The sequence below is a fragment of the Mycobacterium sp. 1245852.3 genome (assembly GCF_001669335.1).
Classification (GTDB): Bacteria; Actinomycetota; Actinomycetes; order Mycobacteriales; family Mycobacteriaceae; genus Mycobacterium; species Mycobacterium europaeum_A.
The window spans coordinates 1-17312 of sequence record NZ_LZLL01000405.1 but is presented as its reverse complement, the minus strand read 5'-3'; the positions used below and the strand labels follow the sequence as shown (position 1 = coordinate 17312).

At 63.7% G+C, this 17312-nt stretch carries 14 protein-coding genes and 1 pseudogene; 6 read left to right on the top strand and 9 right to left on the bottom strand.

Annotation, left to right across the window (positions count from 1 at the left end; translation table 11 throughout):
- The 3 genes and pseudogenes from A9W96_RS18330 to A9W96_RS18320 form a co-directional block, all read right to left on the bottom strand.
- A pseudogene (locus A9W96_RS18330) lies at positions 1-2072 on the bottom strand (hypothetical protein); the annotation flags it as partial.
- 260 nt (positions 2073-2332) lie between these two features.
- Positions 2333-2770, bottom strand: a complete 438-nt coding sequence (locus tag A9W96_RS18325) for a hypothetical protein (protein WP_156765305.1) — start codon at positions 2768-2770, stop codon at positions 2333-2335.
- A gap of 136 nt (positions 2771-2906) precedes the next feature.
- A complete protein-coding gene (locus tag A9W96_RS18320) occupies positions 2907-3113 on the bottom strand; it encodes a hypothetical protein (protein WP_067141876.1) in 207 nt (68 codons plus the stop codon).
- A 257-nt stretch (positions 3114-3370) separates the two neighbouring features.
- Between A9W96_RS18320 and A9W96_RS18315 the strand changes: the two genes are divergently transcribed.
- Positions 3371-3901: a GNAT family N-acetyltransferase gene (locus A9W96_RS18315; RefSeq protein ID WP_067141873.1), complete on the top strand. Its 531-nt coding sequence runs from the start codon at positions 3371-3373 to the stop codon at positions 3899-3901.
- Positions 3902-3972: 71 nt separating this feature from the next.
- Here A9W96_RS18315 and A9W96_RS18310 read toward each other — a convergent pair whose 3' ends face one another.
- Both A9W96_RS18310 and A9W96_RS31555 read right to left on the bottom strand, forming a co-directional pair.
- A complete protein-coding gene (locus A9W96_RS18310; protein ID WP_231999735.1) occupies positions 3973-4980 on the bottom strand; it encodes a nucleotidyl transferase AbiEii/AbiGii toxin family protein in 1008 nt (335 codons plus the stop codon).
- 24 nt (positions 4981-5004) lie between these two features.
- Positions 5005-5703, bottom strand: coding sequence for a DUF6088 family protein (locus A9W96_RS31555; protein WP_156765303.1), 699 nt, complete (start codon positions 5701-5703; stop codon positions 5005-5007).
- A gap of 675 nt (positions 5704-6378) precedes the next feature.
- Here A9W96_RS31555 and A9W96_RS18305 point away from each other — a divergent pair.
- Together A9W96_RS18305 and A9W96_RS30590 are read left to right on the top strand one after the other, a co-directional pair.
- Positions 6379-6651 (top strand): type II toxin-antitoxin system Phd/YefM family antitoxin, encoded by a 273-nt coding sequence (locus A9W96_RS18305; protein WP_067141867.1) that lies wholly within the window; start codon positions 6379-6381, stop codon positions 6649-6651.
- 3 nt (positions 6652-6654) lie between these two features.
- Positions 6655-7062, top strand: coding sequence for a type II toxin-antitoxin system VapC family toxin (locus A9W96_RS30590; protein ID WP_082972406.1), 408 nt, complete (start codon positions 6655-6657; stop codon positions 7060-7062).
- Here the strand turns inward: A9W96_RS30590 and A9W96_RS32250 are convergent.
- From A9W96_RS32250 to A9W96_RS18295, 3 genes are all read right to left on the bottom strand, one after another.
- A complete protein-coding gene (locus A9W96_RS32250) occupies positions 6990-7187 on the bottom strand; it encodes a hypothetical protein (protein ID WP_197499561.1) in 198 nt (65 codons plus the stop codon). The two genes, A9W96_RS30590 and A9W96_RS32250, sit on opposite strands and share 73 nt — an antisense overlap.
- A 391-nt stretch (positions 7188-7578) precedes the next feature.
- Entirely contained in the window at positions 7579-8352 is a 774-nt protein-coding gene (locus tag A9W96_RS18300; protein WP_231999734.1) for a hypothetical protein, read from the bottom strand.
- 16 nt (positions 8353-8368) lie between these two features.
- Positions 8369-8677 carry a hypothetical protein gene (locus A9W96_RS18295; RefSeq protein ID WP_067141887.1) on the bottom strand — a complete coding sequence of 103 codons (309 nt, stop codon included), beginning with the start codon at positions 8675-8677 and terminating at the stop codon, positions 8369-8371.
- Between the two features lie 674 nt (positions 8678-9351).
- Here A9W96_RS18295 and A9W96_RS18290 point away from each other — a divergent pair.
- The 3 genes from A9W96_RS18290 (at position 9352) to mobF (ending at position 16914) form a co-directional block, all read left to right on the top strand.
- The gene (locus tag A9W96_RS18290) at positions 9352-9633 is read left to right on the top strand and encodes a helix-turn-helix transcriptional regulator (RefSeq protein WP_231999733.1); all 282 of its coding nucleotides are present in this window, start codon (positions 9352-9354) and stop codon (positions 9631-9633) included.
- A 451-nt stretch (positions 9634-10084) separates the two neighbouring features.
- The gene (locus A9W96_RS18285) at positions 10085-10459 is read left to right on the top strand and encodes a hypothetical protein (RefSeq protein WP_067141864.1); all 375 of its coding nucleotides are present in this window, start codon (positions 10085-10087) and stop codon (positions 10457-10459) included.
- A gap of 638 nt (positions 10460-11097) precedes the next feature.
- Positions 11098-16914, top strand: coding sequence for a MobF family relaxase (mobF, locus tag A9W96_RS18280; protein WP_369830847.1), 5817 nt, complete (start codon positions 11098-11100; stop codon positions 16912-16914).
- Here the strand turns inward: mobF and A9W96_RS18275 are convergent.
- Positions 16911-17144, bottom strand: coding sequence for a LuxR family transcriptional regulator (locus A9W96_RS18275; RefSeq protein ID WP_082972398.1), 234 nt, complete (start codon positions 17142-17144; stop codon positions 16911-16913). The two genes, mobF and A9W96_RS18275, sit on opposite strands and share 4 nt — an antisense overlap.
- Positions 17145-17312 lie beyond the last annotated feature (168 nt).

Sequence of the window (17312 nt, the reverse complement as noted above, 5' to 3'; positions counted from 1 at the left end):
AGTCGTACGCGACGAAAATCCCACATCGGTCGGACAGCGTCCCAGATGCCTTCGCCATTGAGTTCCTGGAGCAGGATGGCATAGCCGCTGAGCTCCATCAGCGCGACAAGTGGTTCCACCGTGTAGATGAAGCGGAGGAGGGGCAGCTGTCCGGCGACATCTGCGATCATCCGTTGGGCTGCGGATTGATTCTGATTGAACAGAGTTGTGAACCAGTTCGTGGCCCGGTCGTGGTCGCCGTCGAGGATGGCGTCGAACGTTGCATTGAAGACAAACACGTAAGCCTGCCCGTAGAGATCTGGTTGTCGCTGATCATGTGGGCCAGCAGGCAGATTCGGCAAGCAGTCGGCGATATTGCCGATCACCTGCCTACGCAGGTCGGGGTCGAGCGGTGGCGATTGCGGTGGAGTCGGCCAGTCGGGATCGTCCAATGCCGCGCTCCTCCATCGGCGCAGACCTTGGTGGGCTGTACCGATTAGTTCCTGGTGGGTGGCGATCTTGTCGATCATTTCGAGCGCAGAAAATGCCACCATGACGGCCAGCTTCCAGTCCTCAGCGGCGATCGCTGACTGCACCTCGTTGATGGTGCGGCCGGCGAATCGCCGTGTGATTGCGTCCTGGGCCTCCACCAGGCGCTGGGCTAGGACGCGGGCTACGTGATGGTGGACGAACCATGTGGGGGTGACTTGTCGACCTTCGACGTCTTTCTCGAATGCGATGCGCTGACAGAGTCGTTCGAGCGTCTCAACCGCGGAGCGGGGAAAATTGAGCTTGTAAAGGATGTTGCGGTTGGCGATAACGCGATCGACATCTGCGCCAAGTCGCCATTTCCCGAGCTGCTCGGCTGCGTCCACCAGACCCAGCCACGCGTTCATCAGCAGCACGATTGAGCGCTGGGCAGCGATCACGCGGTCGCGTTCGTGTTCGTCGGCCAAGTATGCCGTGGGAGCGCGATCGTCGGCGGCGGGTTCAACTGCTTCCCAGATTGCGGCAACGATCTGATCTTCAATCAGCAGCGCCTCGTTGAATAGCAGCCGGGCGCTGAGCACACGAATGTGCGTTGAGGTGCGGTCCAGGAAACTCGTGAAGGAGTCCAGCTGGCCGTGTCCAACGATCACGATGAGCTTGGCGATGTCGGCTGTGCACTGCCGCTCAACCCATAGCAGGTCTGGCCCCGTTGGGGTGTAGGCCCCGGTAGAGACTGCCAACGCGAGGTTGGTCTGGTCGGCGCTGAGGGTAAACCAGTTGGGGTATCGGGCAATTGATGTCCACCACGCACTGTCTGATGGGATCAGATTCTTCTGCGATGTGTATCCGCCAATAAGGGAAAGCAGTTGGCCGGCAACGTCAAGGGGAGCTGCGGAGTTGCGAATCGGGCGGCTAACGACGAGATCGGTGATCTGTCTGTAATGCTCAAGGGTTTCCCTCGCATCGGCGTGCGCCTGTTTCTGACTGCCTTCGTCGAGAGCGGTGGGCAGCGTGGTGGCACGAGAGAGTGCACGTTTAAAACGCTGTGGTAGATCACGGGTCAGTGAAGCGGGGTCGAAGAAGCCGAACGGCACGATACCGACGACGGCCAGTCGTAAGACCGCAAGCACAGCGAAGAGCACGGCGACGATGACGCTGAGCACCCGCACGTGGTAACCCAACGAACCAAGCCCGAACAGACTCGTGGTGAAGACCAGCGCCCGGACGATGCCGCGCGTGTAGACGTTGCTGATCCTCTGTTGGACGAACAGTTTCCGGATGTCACCGGGAACGGCGCTGTAGGCGGTCGAGGCGACGACGCCGACGGTGGCATAGTACAAGGCCAGCAGGGTAGCTTCGGCGCCGATAAGAACTCCGACAAGCGATTCGTAGTCCTTGGACTCTCGGGTGGCGGTGAGGTGTTGAACTGGTTCCCAACCGGTATGGGACAACATTGCGCCGATGATTTCTGTCGCCCAGAACAGCACGGCGGCGGCGAGCGCGATCCCGGCTGATTTGGCTGCTAACTCGAGGGCAACGGCGAAATTCTTGCGTTGCCCGTCAAGTCGGCTGGATAGCGCCTGCAACCAGCGGGTGCGTTGCACGTTCCACCTGTGCCATCGCTTGCGCCGACGCCACCAGCTCGGCTCGGCGAGGCGACGAAGCCGCAACCGAGCCGACACTGCCAGCCATAGCTGGCGGATCACGCTATCTCCGAGGGGGTCGCCGCGAGTAGGTTGTTCGCTCGCGTGCGCAGGTTCGCGAGGGTGCTGTCCTGCACTGCCAGCATCTTCTCGGCGGCGTTGTACGCAAGCTCGAGTCGCTTGTCTGACGTCGGGTCTTCGAGCAACAGCGCCTCTCCCGCTCAGTCTTGGCTGTAGTCACGGTCGAAATCGTCGAGGAACGCGCGGGCCAACGAAATCCAGCCTTCAAGGGGCACGCTGCCATCCACCATGCTCAGCGCGTACTCGACGTCGTTGGGATCGTCACTGTCCCAATCATCGCCACGCTGATGGATACTCAGCTTCCCGCTCGACCAGTCCCAGAACAAAGGCGTGACCTGCTTACGCACATCCGCGTGCGTCATTACCCACACGGCGTCGGTGCCCTTGCGCAGGTCCGTGTCTACCTGGGAGAACTGCGACTTGTAGCGGTCGGGCCAGTCGCGCCAAGCGTGCTCGAAGGCTAGGTCGACGCGTAGCTTCTCGAATTTGAATTCGTAACGCTCAAGCATGCATAGCCCGAGTGCCATGCCCTGGGATACGGCGTTGCGTTGGCGCGCGGCCGTGATTTTTCTGCCCACGGCCACAACGCTAGGCGCGAGCCCCGACAAACATTGACATGGACGTCCGCGCGTGTCCGCAATACCCCGGACGCCGTGCCCACTGGGCGGCGGGCCATCAGGGACCGACCCCACCATGAGACCCTGCGAGGGCGTATCAGTGCGTCGAGAACTCCGGATTAATGCCTTCGTGGCGGATGGCGGACAACTCCTGCGCGATCGACAGCAGCGCGGCAACCTCGGCGACTTTCAGGCGCTGACCGATGGTCAGGTGGTCAACGTCGTCGATGGAGCCGGAACTCTGTCCCTTCGCTGCGCCGATGGTCTGGGCGAGAGAATCCCATGCCGTGTTGTAATCGCTCACGCTTTTCCCTGTCTATCGGACTTGTTGGTCGCAGGATTGCGGCGACGTTGACGGTACCCGTGGAACGGCTCCCGACTGGAGAAAGCCGGTGACGGTCAGTCCCGCGCCATTGAGATCCGCATGGCCGCAGGCTCTTCGAGCTCCGTACCAGTATCGTGCAAGAACCAAAGCCAAGGCTCGATGCGCTCACCTAAGAGGGCGTGCGGGCGGTGCAGAAGTAGCCTTACAACCGACCCGTCGATGATCGCAGGGGACGCATGACATCTGAACGGCCCAAGATCCGGCAAGCTGAAGAGCGCGACTTTCTCGAGATCGCCGAAATGCATTACCTGGTCTGGCGAAACACTTATGCCGACGCGATGACCCCCGAACAGCTCGATATGTTCAACGCCGCACATTGGGCAAAAGACGTGTACCCGCAGATGGTTAATGCTGGTTGGCGGATCTGGGTCGCCACTTTGGAGGGGCAAGTCGTTGGGTTGGTGATCTTCGGCCCCTCGCCAGATGTGCCTGGACACCTTGAGATCAATTCTCTCTACGTGCCCTGTGATAACCAACAACACGGTATCGGCGGTCTCCTACTTGAAACGGCACTCGCCACGCAATCGACCACAGATGCCGTCCTCTGGTGCGCAGAGCACAACCTGAAGGCGCAGCAGTTCTACGAGAAACGCGGATTTAAGCCAGATGGCCGGACCGGAATCTATGACCCAGCGCCTGGCGTGCAAGTGCCCGAGCTGGGTTACTTGTATCAGCGCCCCGCCACCACAGCGTCACACGAAAAGTAGCGCGTATAACGACGCTGATTGTCGTTGCGCCCAGGCACTCGGCCCGAGGAGAGGTTGGGCGAACCACGTGGCTAGAGCAGTTCTGCCCAAATGTGGACCGAGGCCAGACACTCCTCAAGCGGTACGACCGGGCCATACATCAGCGCTTCGGCCGACAGGTACGCACTGCGAACCGCCGTGGCCACCGGGCCGTCGCTTGCGAACGCCGGACTTGACGCATAGCCGTCCGCCGGCCGCGGAACAAACCGCCACTGAGCCGCGGCACTGCGCTCTTCGATATCGAGCACGAGTGCTTCGACACCACTCCGCCCTATGCGGACGAGTTCAGAGCGAACCTCTTCTGACTGAAGAAGCATGTGAATGTCGTAGAAGTGTCGACCGCTCTGCGGGAGTTTCGTCTCTACGAGTTCAGGATCAGACGCGTTCGAGTGCACGGCTGACAGCTTCTCGAGCAATGTTCGTTCAGCGCCAAGAACATTCACCTCAAAAGGGGTGAACTCTTCCCACTGATCTTCGGGCTCCTCAAGTTCATCTATCGCGTACTCAGCGACGATCGAACGAAGGGGGTACCGCTTCATCGGTTCGGGGCCGCCCCGCGTTCCCATCTCTAAAGTGACTCCCTCGGTCAGGGCAGTGTCAACGGCCGTGTGCAATGGGTAGTAATACTTGACGGCTCGTGCAATTCCCCGCTTCGGGTAAATCACTTCAATGCGTTCGTCCGGTAAACCGAGGTGTGCTTGCACTTCGGCTTGGATCGCTTTGAGCACTCCATCGCGCGCGCCTGTGCCCGGTCCGCCGTCGTTGTCGGGAAAGAGAACCAGTAGATCGACGTCTTCGGAGAAGCGGTCGATCAATCCATGGACCCGACTGAGACTGGTTCCACCCTTGAACACAGTTCGCACAGTGCCGGTGCTGTCACCATTCCCATACGTGATTGAGCGATCAACCGCTGCAACGCGGAGGACCTCCATCGCCCAAAAGTCCTTCTCGAGGAATGAGACTGGGCGATTCAGCGCTTCGGCGGCTCGTGCCAGCAGTGCATCGAGTTCGTCTCGGTTATCGCGTAAACGTGGTGGCACGGAGTTCAACGACGCGGCCTGGCGTCAGGCCGCTGACTTAAGGGTTGGTGACTTAAGTGCAGCAAGCAGCCGCTCGTAGTTCACTTTAACAACCCCGGTTTCTCCGGCCGATGCCTTGTTGATTGCACTAAGCCGCAACACCCTGGCCGCGGACAACTCGCTGACCTTGCGTGCAAGTCGCGTCATGCCACCTTCTACAAAGTGCTCAGGCGAACGCAGAACTTCGAGAACTGCGATCTCTTGCTCGTTCAGGGCGGCCCTTGCCAGATTGCTTCGTACATGCAGCACGACACCGGGGAGAGATGGGTCGGCCTTCCGCAGCGCGGAAGCTTCAAACTTGGCAGGCACTTGGGTCGTTAGGCCGAGGCTTTGCGCTGCGGAGTAGCCGGCCGGGCCAAAGCCAGAGTTGGACGCTTTGAAAATCTCCCGGACAACCTCCTCAACACGGGGCTTGACCGGGCCGTAACGGGTGGCGCCGGGAGCTTTGAAATAGAGCCCACGGCGCACGTGGACCAACTCGCCGCTTAGCGCGGCACGAGAAGCGGCTTTGCGAGCCGCCTCTTTCGTTCCCGGCAGGTCTGAGACGTGCAGAAATGACCGCGGCTCTGCGCGGCGGATTGCCATCGCCGGTGAGTTGGTCATGGTGCCTCTCATGGCTTCAGATTTTAGCGGAAACGTGACATCTGTACAACAAAGTAACAGTTCAGAGGATTTCTGGGTCACGCTACGCCTCTGACGAGATCAGCTGACGAGATCAGCGCAAGGGCGAGCGTCGTCCAACGATCCAGTACGCCGCGAGATGACCCTCTGCAGCGCACCCTGAGGCTTAACAAGAACCCGAGAAAAATCCGCGTTTAGCAAACGGCGATCGAGACGCCGCGGAGCAGCGCCGCCGCAATCATCATCGGCAAATGGTCGGATCCAGAAGATTGAGACGATAGTTAGTTAACTAGAAAGCCTAGCTAATGTGTCCAAATACGTGTCCATCCGGCATGAAAATGGCCCCAGAGGTCACGCCTCTAGGGTCATTTCCGCTGGTAGCGGGGACAGGATTCGAACCTGCGACCTCTGCGTTATGAGCTAACCGGTCGCGATCACCCCCGATGCACTCGATCTCATATGTGCAGGCCAGCGCCGTTGAGCCGTCCACGCTGTATCACCGTGTCCCGCTTGTTCGCATCGGTTCTACCGCGTTCCGTGTCCAAATCCGTGGCCAACCCATTGAGCGACAAGTGCAGCCGCCTCACGTTCGACCGTGACCGATCGCTCGACACCAGGCGCGCGCTGTCACGCCAGCCAAAACGCGCTTGACAGCTGGATCTTGCCTTCTGACGCGCAACTTCCCCAATAAGCGGGCGACCCGCAGCGCGTAGAACAAATACGTATTACATTTTGTGCATGGGTGAAGTGTCGGTACGCGAGCTCAACCAAGAGACCTCCAAGGTGCTGGCTCGGGTGAAGCGCGGCGAGGAAGTCACACTCACTGAGCGCGGCGAGGTCATCGCCCGGATAGTTCCGGCTTCCGCAGGTCCGCTCGATGCACTGATTAGTGCGGGCAGGGTGCAGCCGGCGACGCTGCGGGGGCCTGCGCCTCGGCCAATGATTCCCATGGGTAGCGGACGTGAGGCCGGCGCGCTGCTGGAGCGTATGCGCGCCGAGGAACGCTACTAAGCTGTGATCTACCTAGATACCTCGGCGCTGGTGAAGTTGATCCGGATTGAGCCCGAATCGAACGCCTTAGTCGACTGGCTCGATGAACGCGTCGAAATGCGTTGGGTAACATCTGTTTTGGCGGAAGTCGAGCTACCCAGAGCCATTCGAACAGTCGCCCCAGAAGGATTATCTGCGGTGCCCGCCGTGCTAGCCAGACTGGACCGATTCGAAATCGACTCGGTCGCGCGCTCGACAGCGGCAGCGTACTCCGACAGCGCATTACGCTCTCTCGACGCGATACACCTCGCGACTGCGCATACCGCTGCATCTACGGCACCGCTCGCTGCACTGGTTACTTACGACAGGCGTCTCAGCGAGGCCGCCGAGGCCCAAGGAATAACAATCGCTGCACCCGGCACAGCGTCGTAAAAGGCGAAGATGGCCGAGTGGATCCCGTGATCCGGGAAGCCCACGATGTCATACGCCGCTGAGATAATCAGCTCATGAGTTCGGTGAATGGATTTCAGGAGCTTTTCCGGCTTGCGATTAACCACCGGTCCCTCGCGGCTCTGGTAGTCGGGATAGCGGCCCTAATTGTGTCGACCGCAAACTTCGTCGCAAGTCGGCGTGACCAGAGGGCGGGCAGACTCGAACGACGAAAGGCCGCGCTTGACGCGCAGCAGCTCACGGCTCCCGATAGGGAGATCAATCGAAGACGTCGACTGACAGAGCTGCGCGACATTCTTCGTGATATGGGGGATCCCTCGGAACTTAACCTCGCTATCAGTGAGGCGCGGATTGTTGCCTGCAAACCGGTGGTCGGGGAATTTCTTATCAGCAACGTGCCGGACGCGGGCCAACGACAATCACACCGCCGATTCAAGCCGGCGGGGCCTATGGCGCCGAGGGTTGACGAATCACACACAGCGCCTGGATAGACCGCAATCAACGTGCGTTGGATTGCCACCGATCGTTGACAAAAACGGCGAATCCGTCGGGCACCGGGATGGAGAGGTGGGCCAGCAGCCGTAAGTGCCAGCCCGCTTCGGGACCGTTGACTGCCAGCGCTGTCGCGCGTGCGCCCTGATGATCCAGTATTCGGTGAATCTCTTCAAGCAGAAGGGTCGGAACCCAACCCAGCGGTATGTTGTTGCCGGTCGTGAGGATCGCCAATGGATTGGCGGTGTTGGTCGATTCGTGTAGCCGCAGTTCATCTCCGGGAGCGAGCGCTGCGAGATGACGTTCAACATCGTCGCGGGTCAGGGTAATGACCGCGCCTGCCACGGACGTCGGACGCTCGACGATGTGACGAACACCGTGGACTAGGAAGTCGCATTCCAAATGGCCGCTGGTCACGGTGGGGACCGGGAATAGTTGGATGGTATCGCCTGGGCGGTGTCCGCCAGATCGAGTGATCTGTTCGAAGGGTGACGCGTCCTGTCCAAGACCTAGCCGTTTGACCCAGCGGGTGAAGTCTGGGCGGCGCGGGTTCATAGCGCGCTGGGCGAACAGCGGGAACAATGTGTCCGCGGTGTAGTGGCCGTAAAGATCGGGGAAACCCAGGAATGGCCGAAATCCTTTTACCTGCAGTGTGTTACGTAGGTAATGGAATCTATAGCTGTGGCCGTCAAAGTTCAGCATGCCGACCGGCGAGATCGTTCGCTCGATCGGGTGTTGCCAGGTCACCACGAGGTGGCGCGCCGCAGCAGTACCCGACACCCGGTCCTGCAGCGCGTCAGTCGGCCCTGGTACCACACCGACGACCTTGCAGACAATCGGCGGTCTCGCGGATCAACTCGACTGGGTCTATCCCGCGCTCGTCGGCGAGCGGCAATAGCTGCGTGAGCAGCTCCCCGCATTCGCGGATAAGACAGGGCAGTCTGCCGCCGGCCATTGCCTCAAGCGCCTTCAGCTTGTCTGGGTCAAACCGCACCTGAAGCCGTCCGTTCATCTGCCTGTTCTCAGAGCCCTGACGTTTCCTGCGGCGGTCGGCCTCAGTACTAAATGTCGCGACTTTGGAACTCGGGCCGGCAGCCGCATCCATTAGCATCCCTTCCATTACTGTCACAGCACGTCGACGTGGACGTACCCGCCTCGAACATAATGGGCGATAGCCACCTGATTCTTAATCAACCATGCGTCAGGACGCTATTGGCTATGGATGCGCCAGGTATTCAGCGAAAAGCCTCAGCCAGGGCTCCGCTGCTCAAGCATCGCGTACTGCCGCCCACCTGCCCGACCGGATGAAGGCGTGGGTGGACTCCGAACTGGCCGAGGTCTGTGGTCATCCCCACCCTAAGCATGCGTTGGTTAACGCGAAGACCTTGCTGCACAGCCTAAGAAAACGATTCCGGTGTGGCTGAGAACCCGTTTGCCAAGATCGCCGACGGGCCCCGTCTTGTGTGGACTGGGCGAACGCATTGTTATCCGCTGCCGTGTGCCGCCGCTTTGGGATATTGCGAGTTAGTCCCCTTAGGTGTTCATGGTCCGGCGTTTGCGCATGCGGCGAACTGTTGGGGAAGCGGCGGCGATGGTGAGCAAGTCGCGCAGCGCTCGCGTCGCGTCGTACTCCTGCTGGACCCTGTTAGCGATCGGAGCCGCCGGGCTGTTCCCTGTCATTTCAAGCGTCGCCTTTCCGTCGTCGTGCTTTCTATTTATAGTGCTGCACGGAACGTGTCACGCCGAGGGGTGAACCGATGTGCAGCTACACCAGCCGGCGTGAGCAGATCCTCGCCGACCTTGACCCCGCCGATCAAGCCGCGTTCGACGAGGCACGCCGCCGCGGGCTTGGTAATGGAACTGGCCGAGGTCGTCTACCGCGTCCGTGAGGTTGCCGGACTCACCCAAGCAGAACTCGCCCGCAAGATGGGCACCACGCAGTCGGCCATCGCAGCCATCGAGTCCGGCGCCCGCACCCCGGCCGTCGAGCTGCTCGAGGACCGCGAGACGCGCTTGGGCGCCCTTCGGCAAGCACTGATAGCTGGTGAAAGCGGCACATGAACGCCGTTTGATTTCGACGAGTTCGTGTCGCGCAAGCGTGCCGGGGGGCCGGACGGACGGTGAGCCGTCATGTGCTGTCCCCTGCTGCCCAGGAGGACCGGAGCAGATCTGGGACTACACCTGCGAGCGGTGGGAGCGCCGGCCAAGCCGAGACGTACGTGCGCGAGATTCAGCGGGCCATCGAGATTGTCTAACCAATAGTCCGGTGGAGGTACACGAAATGTCATACCGGCAGACAGAATCACAGCGTGAACCACACAGACTGCATCAACGATCACAGACAATCTCGCGGCCTAGGGGCGGTATGCCGAAGCCGTACTTCTAGCCCGTGCGCCGTTGAGCGCCACACCGCTGCAACGGCTGCCGACGCCGCCACCCTCGACATTGCGGTACGTCGCGCACGCTCCTCAACACCGCGCCACTGTGGGTGTGTGGACGATGGGATTACGTGATGAATATCGAAACCCAAGCTGATATCGAACGGCTGATGATCGAGCGGAATATCTCGCTCGTGTTCAAGCCCTCTGTCACCGAACAGCCAGACGGAACCTGGGTCGCTCTCTACCCCGGTGCGCAGTGGTCGGTGAGCGGTCGCGACGCACAACAAGCCCGCCAACGGCTCCACGATGAGCAGCTTGCGCGGATGCGCGATCCCGCCACGCTGGATTGGAAGATTGAGGCTGTCCGCCGGCACTTCTCCGAAGACGGTCCCGTCGAAGGCGTGTACGCACTCGACAATGACATCACCGACCATGTTCTTGACGTTGGAACACCGGCCGCGCTCGGCGCCGCGGTGCGCGCAATCGAGCAGCAGCGCCGACGCTAACCGTTCGAGCCGGCACAGTCAGTGCAGCACTGCGGTGCCGAACCCTCAGCGGTGCGCAGGTCTCCACAACCGCACCACCCAAAGGTGACGCCACCACGGCATGCCGCCGCACCTAGTGTGTCCGGCTCGCGCGCACCGAACGCCGCATTCCCCGAAAAGCGCTCCTGGGGAACGGTCGCGTGGATGACAAGGCCGGGTTTGGTTGCGGACCAGTGATTCAAATATGGATGTTCCCGAGCTGCCCGTCGGTGTTGTCCTCACCGCCTGGCTGACTCGTTCCAGCCAGCATCGCCTCGCGAGCCCGCGCTGCGCACTGCGGCTTTCGCGGCTGTATTTCACCATCGCCGCACCATACGACGAACCCGTTGACCTTCGCTACCACACCGACCAACATCAACGTGTCCTCATTTGTCAACCGCCTATGTTGCCCGATCCCACTGCCTCGCAACACAAGCCGATCACCCCCTCAGCACCTCACTACCAATGTCCACCGATACCAACCGTTCTCAACCACCCCCAGACACCACACACCTCTTGCATTAAGGTCACGGTTTCCTAAGAACCGCCCTATCGGTGTGGGACAGATCGTCGCTGAGGTCTCTAGCGTGCGCCTGGAAAGGGACGGCACTGCAGTGACGATGACGATGCACAAGCTCACTGCCGGCAACGGGTATGAGTACCTGATCCGGCAGGTCGCTGCTGTGGATGCCACGGCCCGTGGGCGGGCACCGCTAATCGATTACTACTCGGCGAAAGGTGAGTCCCCGGGCCGGTGGGTCGGGTCTGGGTTGGCGTCGCTGCAATCCACTGGGGCGCGCCAGGTTCCAGCCGACGAGGTGGCCAAGGTATGGGCAGTGCCGGAGGGTTCCCAGGTCACCGAAGCCCAAATGAAGGCGTTGTTCGGAGAAGGACTGCACCCCAACGCCGATGCGATCACTGACTATGTGACCGCACGCGGGGTCCACGGTCTCGCGGCGATCGATGCCGCCAAACTGGGCCGCAAGTTCTACATCCGCGACAGCGAAACCACCTTTGCGCGCGCTCTGGCAGTGGCCTACCGCGACCACAACGAAGAAGCGGGTAAGCCATCAGCCGCGTCCATCGACGCGCCCACCCGCGCCACGATCCGCACCGTCGTCGCGCGCAAAATGTTCGCAGAGCAGTACGGCCGCGCGCCCGCCGACGATCGCGAACTCAGCGGCTTTCTCGCGCGCGAAACCCGCGCCCAAACCACCGCGGTCGCCGGCTACGACTTGACCTTCTCGCCCGTGAAATCGGTGTCAGCGCTGTGGGCGATCGCACCGCTCGACGTCGCGAACGTCGTGGAAGAATGCCACGACGCGGCCGTGACCGATGCGCTGGCGTGGCTGGAAACCCACGCCGCGCTCACCCGCTCGGGCACCAATGGCGTCGCCCAGGTCGACACCACCGGACTCATCGGCGCCGCATTCACCCACCGCGATTCCCGCGCCGGCGACCCCGATCTACACACCCATGTGGCGATCTCCAACAAGGTCGCCACCGTTGGCCCTGATGGGGTGCTGCGCTGGCTGGCATTGGACGGACGGCCGATCCATCAGTTCACGATCGCAGCTTCCGAGCTGTACAACACGCGGCTGGAAGCCCACCTGGGCGAGCGACTGCAGCTGCGGTTCGCCGACGTCGTTGGCCAGGGCCGCGGCAAGCGCCCGGTGCGCGAAATCATCGGCATGTCGACCGAGCTGATGGCAGCCTGGTCGTCACGGCGGCTGGCGATCGAAGCCCGCACCGCCGATCTGGCCAAGCAGTTTCAAGCCACCCATGGGCGCGAGCCCACGACCGTGGAAGCCATCGGGCTGGCGCAACAAGCGACCCTGGAAACCCGCAAGGCCAAACACGAACCCCGCTCGCTGGCCGAGCAGCGCCAGACGTGGCGCGGCCAAGCCATCGAAATCCTAGGCGGAGCACGGGAACTGACCGCGATGCTGGGCAACATTTTGTCCACCCCATCCCAACAACTCGACACCGTTGATGACGACTGGATCGAGGCGGCAGCGGCGAAAGTCATTGCCACGGTGGCCCAGTCGCGGGCAACCTGGCAGCGCCAGCACGTGTTAGCCGAGGCGCAGCGCCTCGTCCGGGGCAGCGGGCATGCGACCAACGCCACGCTGGCCGACACGATCACCAAAACTGCCTTAGCCGAGCCGCTGTCGGTGGCCCACATCGACCTCGACGACGGCGACATGGGCGAACCTGCGCCGCTGCGCCGCCGCGACGGAACCAGCGTCTACACCCGCCACGGCAGCACCACCTACACCTGCCACGAGGTGCTGGCCGCTGAACGCCGCATCATTGATGCCGCCCACCAACTCGGCGGCCGCACGGTCGCCGACATCGACGTCGAGCTGGCGCTGGCTGACTCGGCCGCACGCGGCAAACAGCTCAACGAGGGCCAGATCGCCCTGGTCCGCGAAATAGCCAGCGGCGGGCGGCGGCTGGCCTTGGCGCTGGCCCCGGCCGGCAGCGGGAAGACGACGGCGATGGCCGCGCTGTCGCACGCGTGGCGCTCCTCGGGCGGAACCGTCCTCGGTTTGGCCCCCACCGCGGCGGCCGCCATCGAACTCGGCGCGGACCTGTCGGCCCCCACCGACACCATCGCCAAATACGTGTGGTCGGCCACCCCGGGCAGTTCACGCACCGGCGGCGCTGCGCCGCAGTGGTTGACCACGGTCGGACCCGACACGCTGCTCATCATCGACGAGGCCGGCAAAGCCGGAACCTTGGAACTTGATGCGGTGAGAAGCCACGCGTTAGCGCGCGGAGCCAACATCGTCCTCATCGGGGATGACCGCCAACTCACGTCGATCTCGGCCGGGGGCGTGCTGCGCGACATCGCCCAGGAAACCGGCGCCCTGACGCTGTCTGAGTTGGTGCGCTTTGGTTCCACCGCTGAAAGCGCGGCCACCCTGGCGATCCGCAACGGCGACCCCTCCGGGCTCGGGTTTTACATCGACCACCACCGGGTGCACGTCGGCGCTCAAGACACTGCCGCCGACATGGCCTACACCGCGTGGGCCGCCGACCTGGCCGCGGGCCGCGACTCCTTGCTGTTGGCGCCCACCAACGACATCGTCGATGCCCTCAACGCCCGCGCTCGCCTGGATCGCCTGGCCGCCGACACCGGCAGGGGCGTGGGCCGGGAAGTCATGTTGTCCGATGGGCTGGCCGCCTCGGCTGGTGATGTGATCCGCAGCCGCGAGAATGCCCGCGGCCTGCGTCTGGGCCGCACCGATTATGTGCGCAATGGCTATCGCTACACGGTTCATCGGGTGCGCGCCGATGGGTCGGTGGTCGCCACCCATCTTGGCTCCGGTCAGCGCATCACCTTGCCGGCCGACTACGTGAAAAACCACGTCACCCTGGGCTATGCGGCCACCGTGGACCTCACCCAAGGCCTGACTGCCCAGCACGCCTGCCATATTGTCGGCGCCGGCCATCTCACCCGCCAACTGCTCTACGTGGCGTTAACGCGTGGCCGCGTCGAAAACCACATCTACCTATCCACCGCCGAATCCGACCCGCATCGGGTGTTGTCGCCCAAGGCAACCCATCCCGAAACCGCCGTCGATGTCTTGACCAAGGCACTGGCCCGCGACGATGCTCAGGTCTCGGCCACCACCGCCGCGCGTGAGGCCCGTGACCCGTTCGTGCGGTTGGGTGCGGCCGCGGCGATGTACGACGATGCTTTGGGCCGGGCGGCCCACCATCTGGCGTCCCCGGCCCTGCTGGCGCACCTGCACCTCACCGCCGATCAGCTCTACCCGGGTTTGACCCGCGCCGAGGCATGGCCGGTGCTGTGCCAACACCTGGCGCTGGTCGCCGCTGACGGGCGTGACCCGGTGGCCACGCTGACCGAGGCCGCCAGCGCCGGCGAGCTGTTCAGCGCTCACGATCCCGCCGCGGTGATCGACTGGCGCATCGACCCCACCGGCGGGCACTCCGCCGGGATCGGGCCACTACGCTGGCTGCCCGCCACCCCCGCATTGCTCGCTGACGATCCTGAGTGGGGCAACTGCCTGGCCCGGCGCGCCGCCCTGGTCGCCGAGCTCGCCGATGAGATCCGCCACACCGTCACCCACCACTGGACACCGGCCACCGCACCGGCGTGGGCCGCACCCGTGCTGGCCGCCAACCGCCCCCTTGCCGCTGAAATCGCGGTCTTTCGCGCCGCCCACCACGTCGCTATCGACGACACCCGACTGCTCGGCCCACCGCAGTACGCCGTGCGCGCCCGCACCATCCAAAAACTGCTCGAAGAACGCGCCCAAGCACTGGTGCGCACCCAGAACCCGCACACCCGCCGCTTCGAGCAACTCATCGACTCCATCGACCCCCGCATCCGCGCCGACGGCTATTGGCCCCAACTGGCCGCGCGCCTGACCGAAGCCGCCGCCAGCCGCCCCGACTTACCCGCCCTCGTTCGCACGGCCGCCACCGAACGACCGCTGCCCGACGAACTACCCGCCGCCGCGCTGTGGTGGCGCCTTACCGCCGAACTCACCCCCACCGCCACCCTCGACACCCCTCACACCGGTCTGCGCCCGATATGGATCAGCGACTTACACAACGTCTTTGGATCAGCAGCCGCCGAATCCATCGTCGCCGACCCAGCCTGGCCCGGCCTTGTCTCGGCCATCAGCGCCGCCGACCCCACCCGCTGGACCCCCGCCGATCTGTTGCATGTCGCCGCCGAACACCTCGCCGACGCCGACCACACCATCCCCACCTACCAATACGCCCGAGCCATCACCTACACCGTCGACCTGATCGGCGGCCACCACGACCACACCGACCACCCACTCCCCGATCAACCCCCACTGCATCCCGAGGAAGAAGAACAACTTCCCCCCGACCCGCTCGGCGAGCAGCGCATCGATACCGGCTCCGAGCTGGCCGGCCGCAACGTCGACGAGCTCCCGCTGGGCGGCCGCGACGCCGGTCTGGACTTCGCCGACCTGCGACCCGACCGCCCGGTTGAGCAGTTACCGTTGCCGGCCGCGCTGGCCGACGTGCGCGCGTTACGCAACGAATTCGTTGCCAGCACAGCCGATTTGGCGGCCTTCGCTGATGCGGTGCGCAACGACCGCGGCCCGGCCATGAGCGCGGCCGCCGACAACATCGTCGAGCTGCGGGCCCGCGCCGATGCCGACCGCCCCTACCTGCTCGCCGTCCAAGACGTCGTCGCCCAATGGGCTGACGCCGAAGCCGACTACGAAGCCGCACACACCAGCCTCGAATGGGCACGCGCCCAACTCGCCGAACTGCAGGCCCAGCCCGACGTTGACCCGCTCGACATCGCCTCCGCCACACTCGACATCCACTTACGCGGCATGGCCTTACCCGAGATCACGCCCGCCGAGCACTACCGCGGGGCACTTGCAGAAGCACTCACCGCGCGGGTCCAGGCCGCCGGCGGACCCGATCGCATCATCAGCGGCGCCGACGTCGACGCGCTGCTCGCCCGCACCCGCGACGCCGACCACCAGGCCCTGCAGGTGGCGCGCCAGCACCACCATCAGCTGCGCGGCCATCTTGATCGCGCCGAAGCGGCCGCCGCCCTGGCCTTCGCCGCCGCCGAAACCCGCTCCGCGCAACACCTCAGCGCCCAACGCGACGACCTGGCCACCGAGCTACGCGTGCTCGAAGCGGCCAGCCGTTACCAACCCCAACGCCCCCTGCACCTTGACCCCGGCGCCGTCACCGATCTGCCCCCAGCCACCGCCGCCGCGCTCACCAGCACCGCCCGACTGCCCTTCGCCGTCACCGTCATCGACGCCCCACCCTCGACCGAGCGCCGCGCGGCCCTCCACACCCTGCACAGCGCCGCCACCGCCGCCAACCGCAAAATCCTGTGGTGTGGCCCCACCCGCGACCAGGCCGAGCATGCCGTCGCTGACGAACTCGCCGACACCGCCGCCACCATCACCGAAGCCCACACCCACATCACCACCAAGCAGTGGCACTTGCCCCCCGGCGGCCTGCTCATCGTCGATGACGCCGCCACCACCGACCCGGCCATGCTGGCCGACCTCGCCGAACACGCCGCCGCCACCCAGTCCGGCCTGATCCTGCTCAACACCACCCGCCACCGCACAGGGCCCCCGCAGCCCTCTCAACGGCTCCTGGGCCTGCTACATACCGAATTGCCGTGGACCACCACCCTCGGTGGCCACACGCCACCTGAGACCGCCCCGCGCCCGGGCGCCCCCGACCTCGATCCTGCGCTCACCCAGCTCCGGCGCCTGCACCCCGCCCTGCTCGACGACCAGCTGCGCGCCCACCTCACCCGCGCAGACCACCTCCACACCACCATTCGCGGCGCCTACCGGCGCCACCTGGACGCCACCTGGCTTCGCGATCGCCACCAGGACCGTGATCGCCACATCGAAGACCGTGACCGCGGTATCGAGATCTAGACCTGTCCGCGCTTTTTCTCTTGGCGCTCTTGGTATTTGGTGAACCCATCGACCGCCTGGGCGCTCACGCCGAGCTGGCGCGCGATCCAGGACGTGCCGTGTCCCAACGCGAGAAGCCGGCGCGCCGCATCGCGGCGGCGCTCACGCGCGGCGCCGATCTCCGCGGTCAGGTGCTCCATCTCCGCATGAGCGGCCAACAGGTCGCCCAGCGCTCGGCGCTCATCGTCCACACCGCCGATTGTTTCAGACTGCCTTGAAACCGCTCAACCAGCAGCGCGAACAAATGAAATGTCAGGCCGGGATCGGTTGGCGGCGTCGGCTCATCCCAGCAGATGCAGCCGCACTCACCGCCCTGTTGAGCAATTCCTCGAGTTCGGCGGCGCTGTAACGGACCGTGC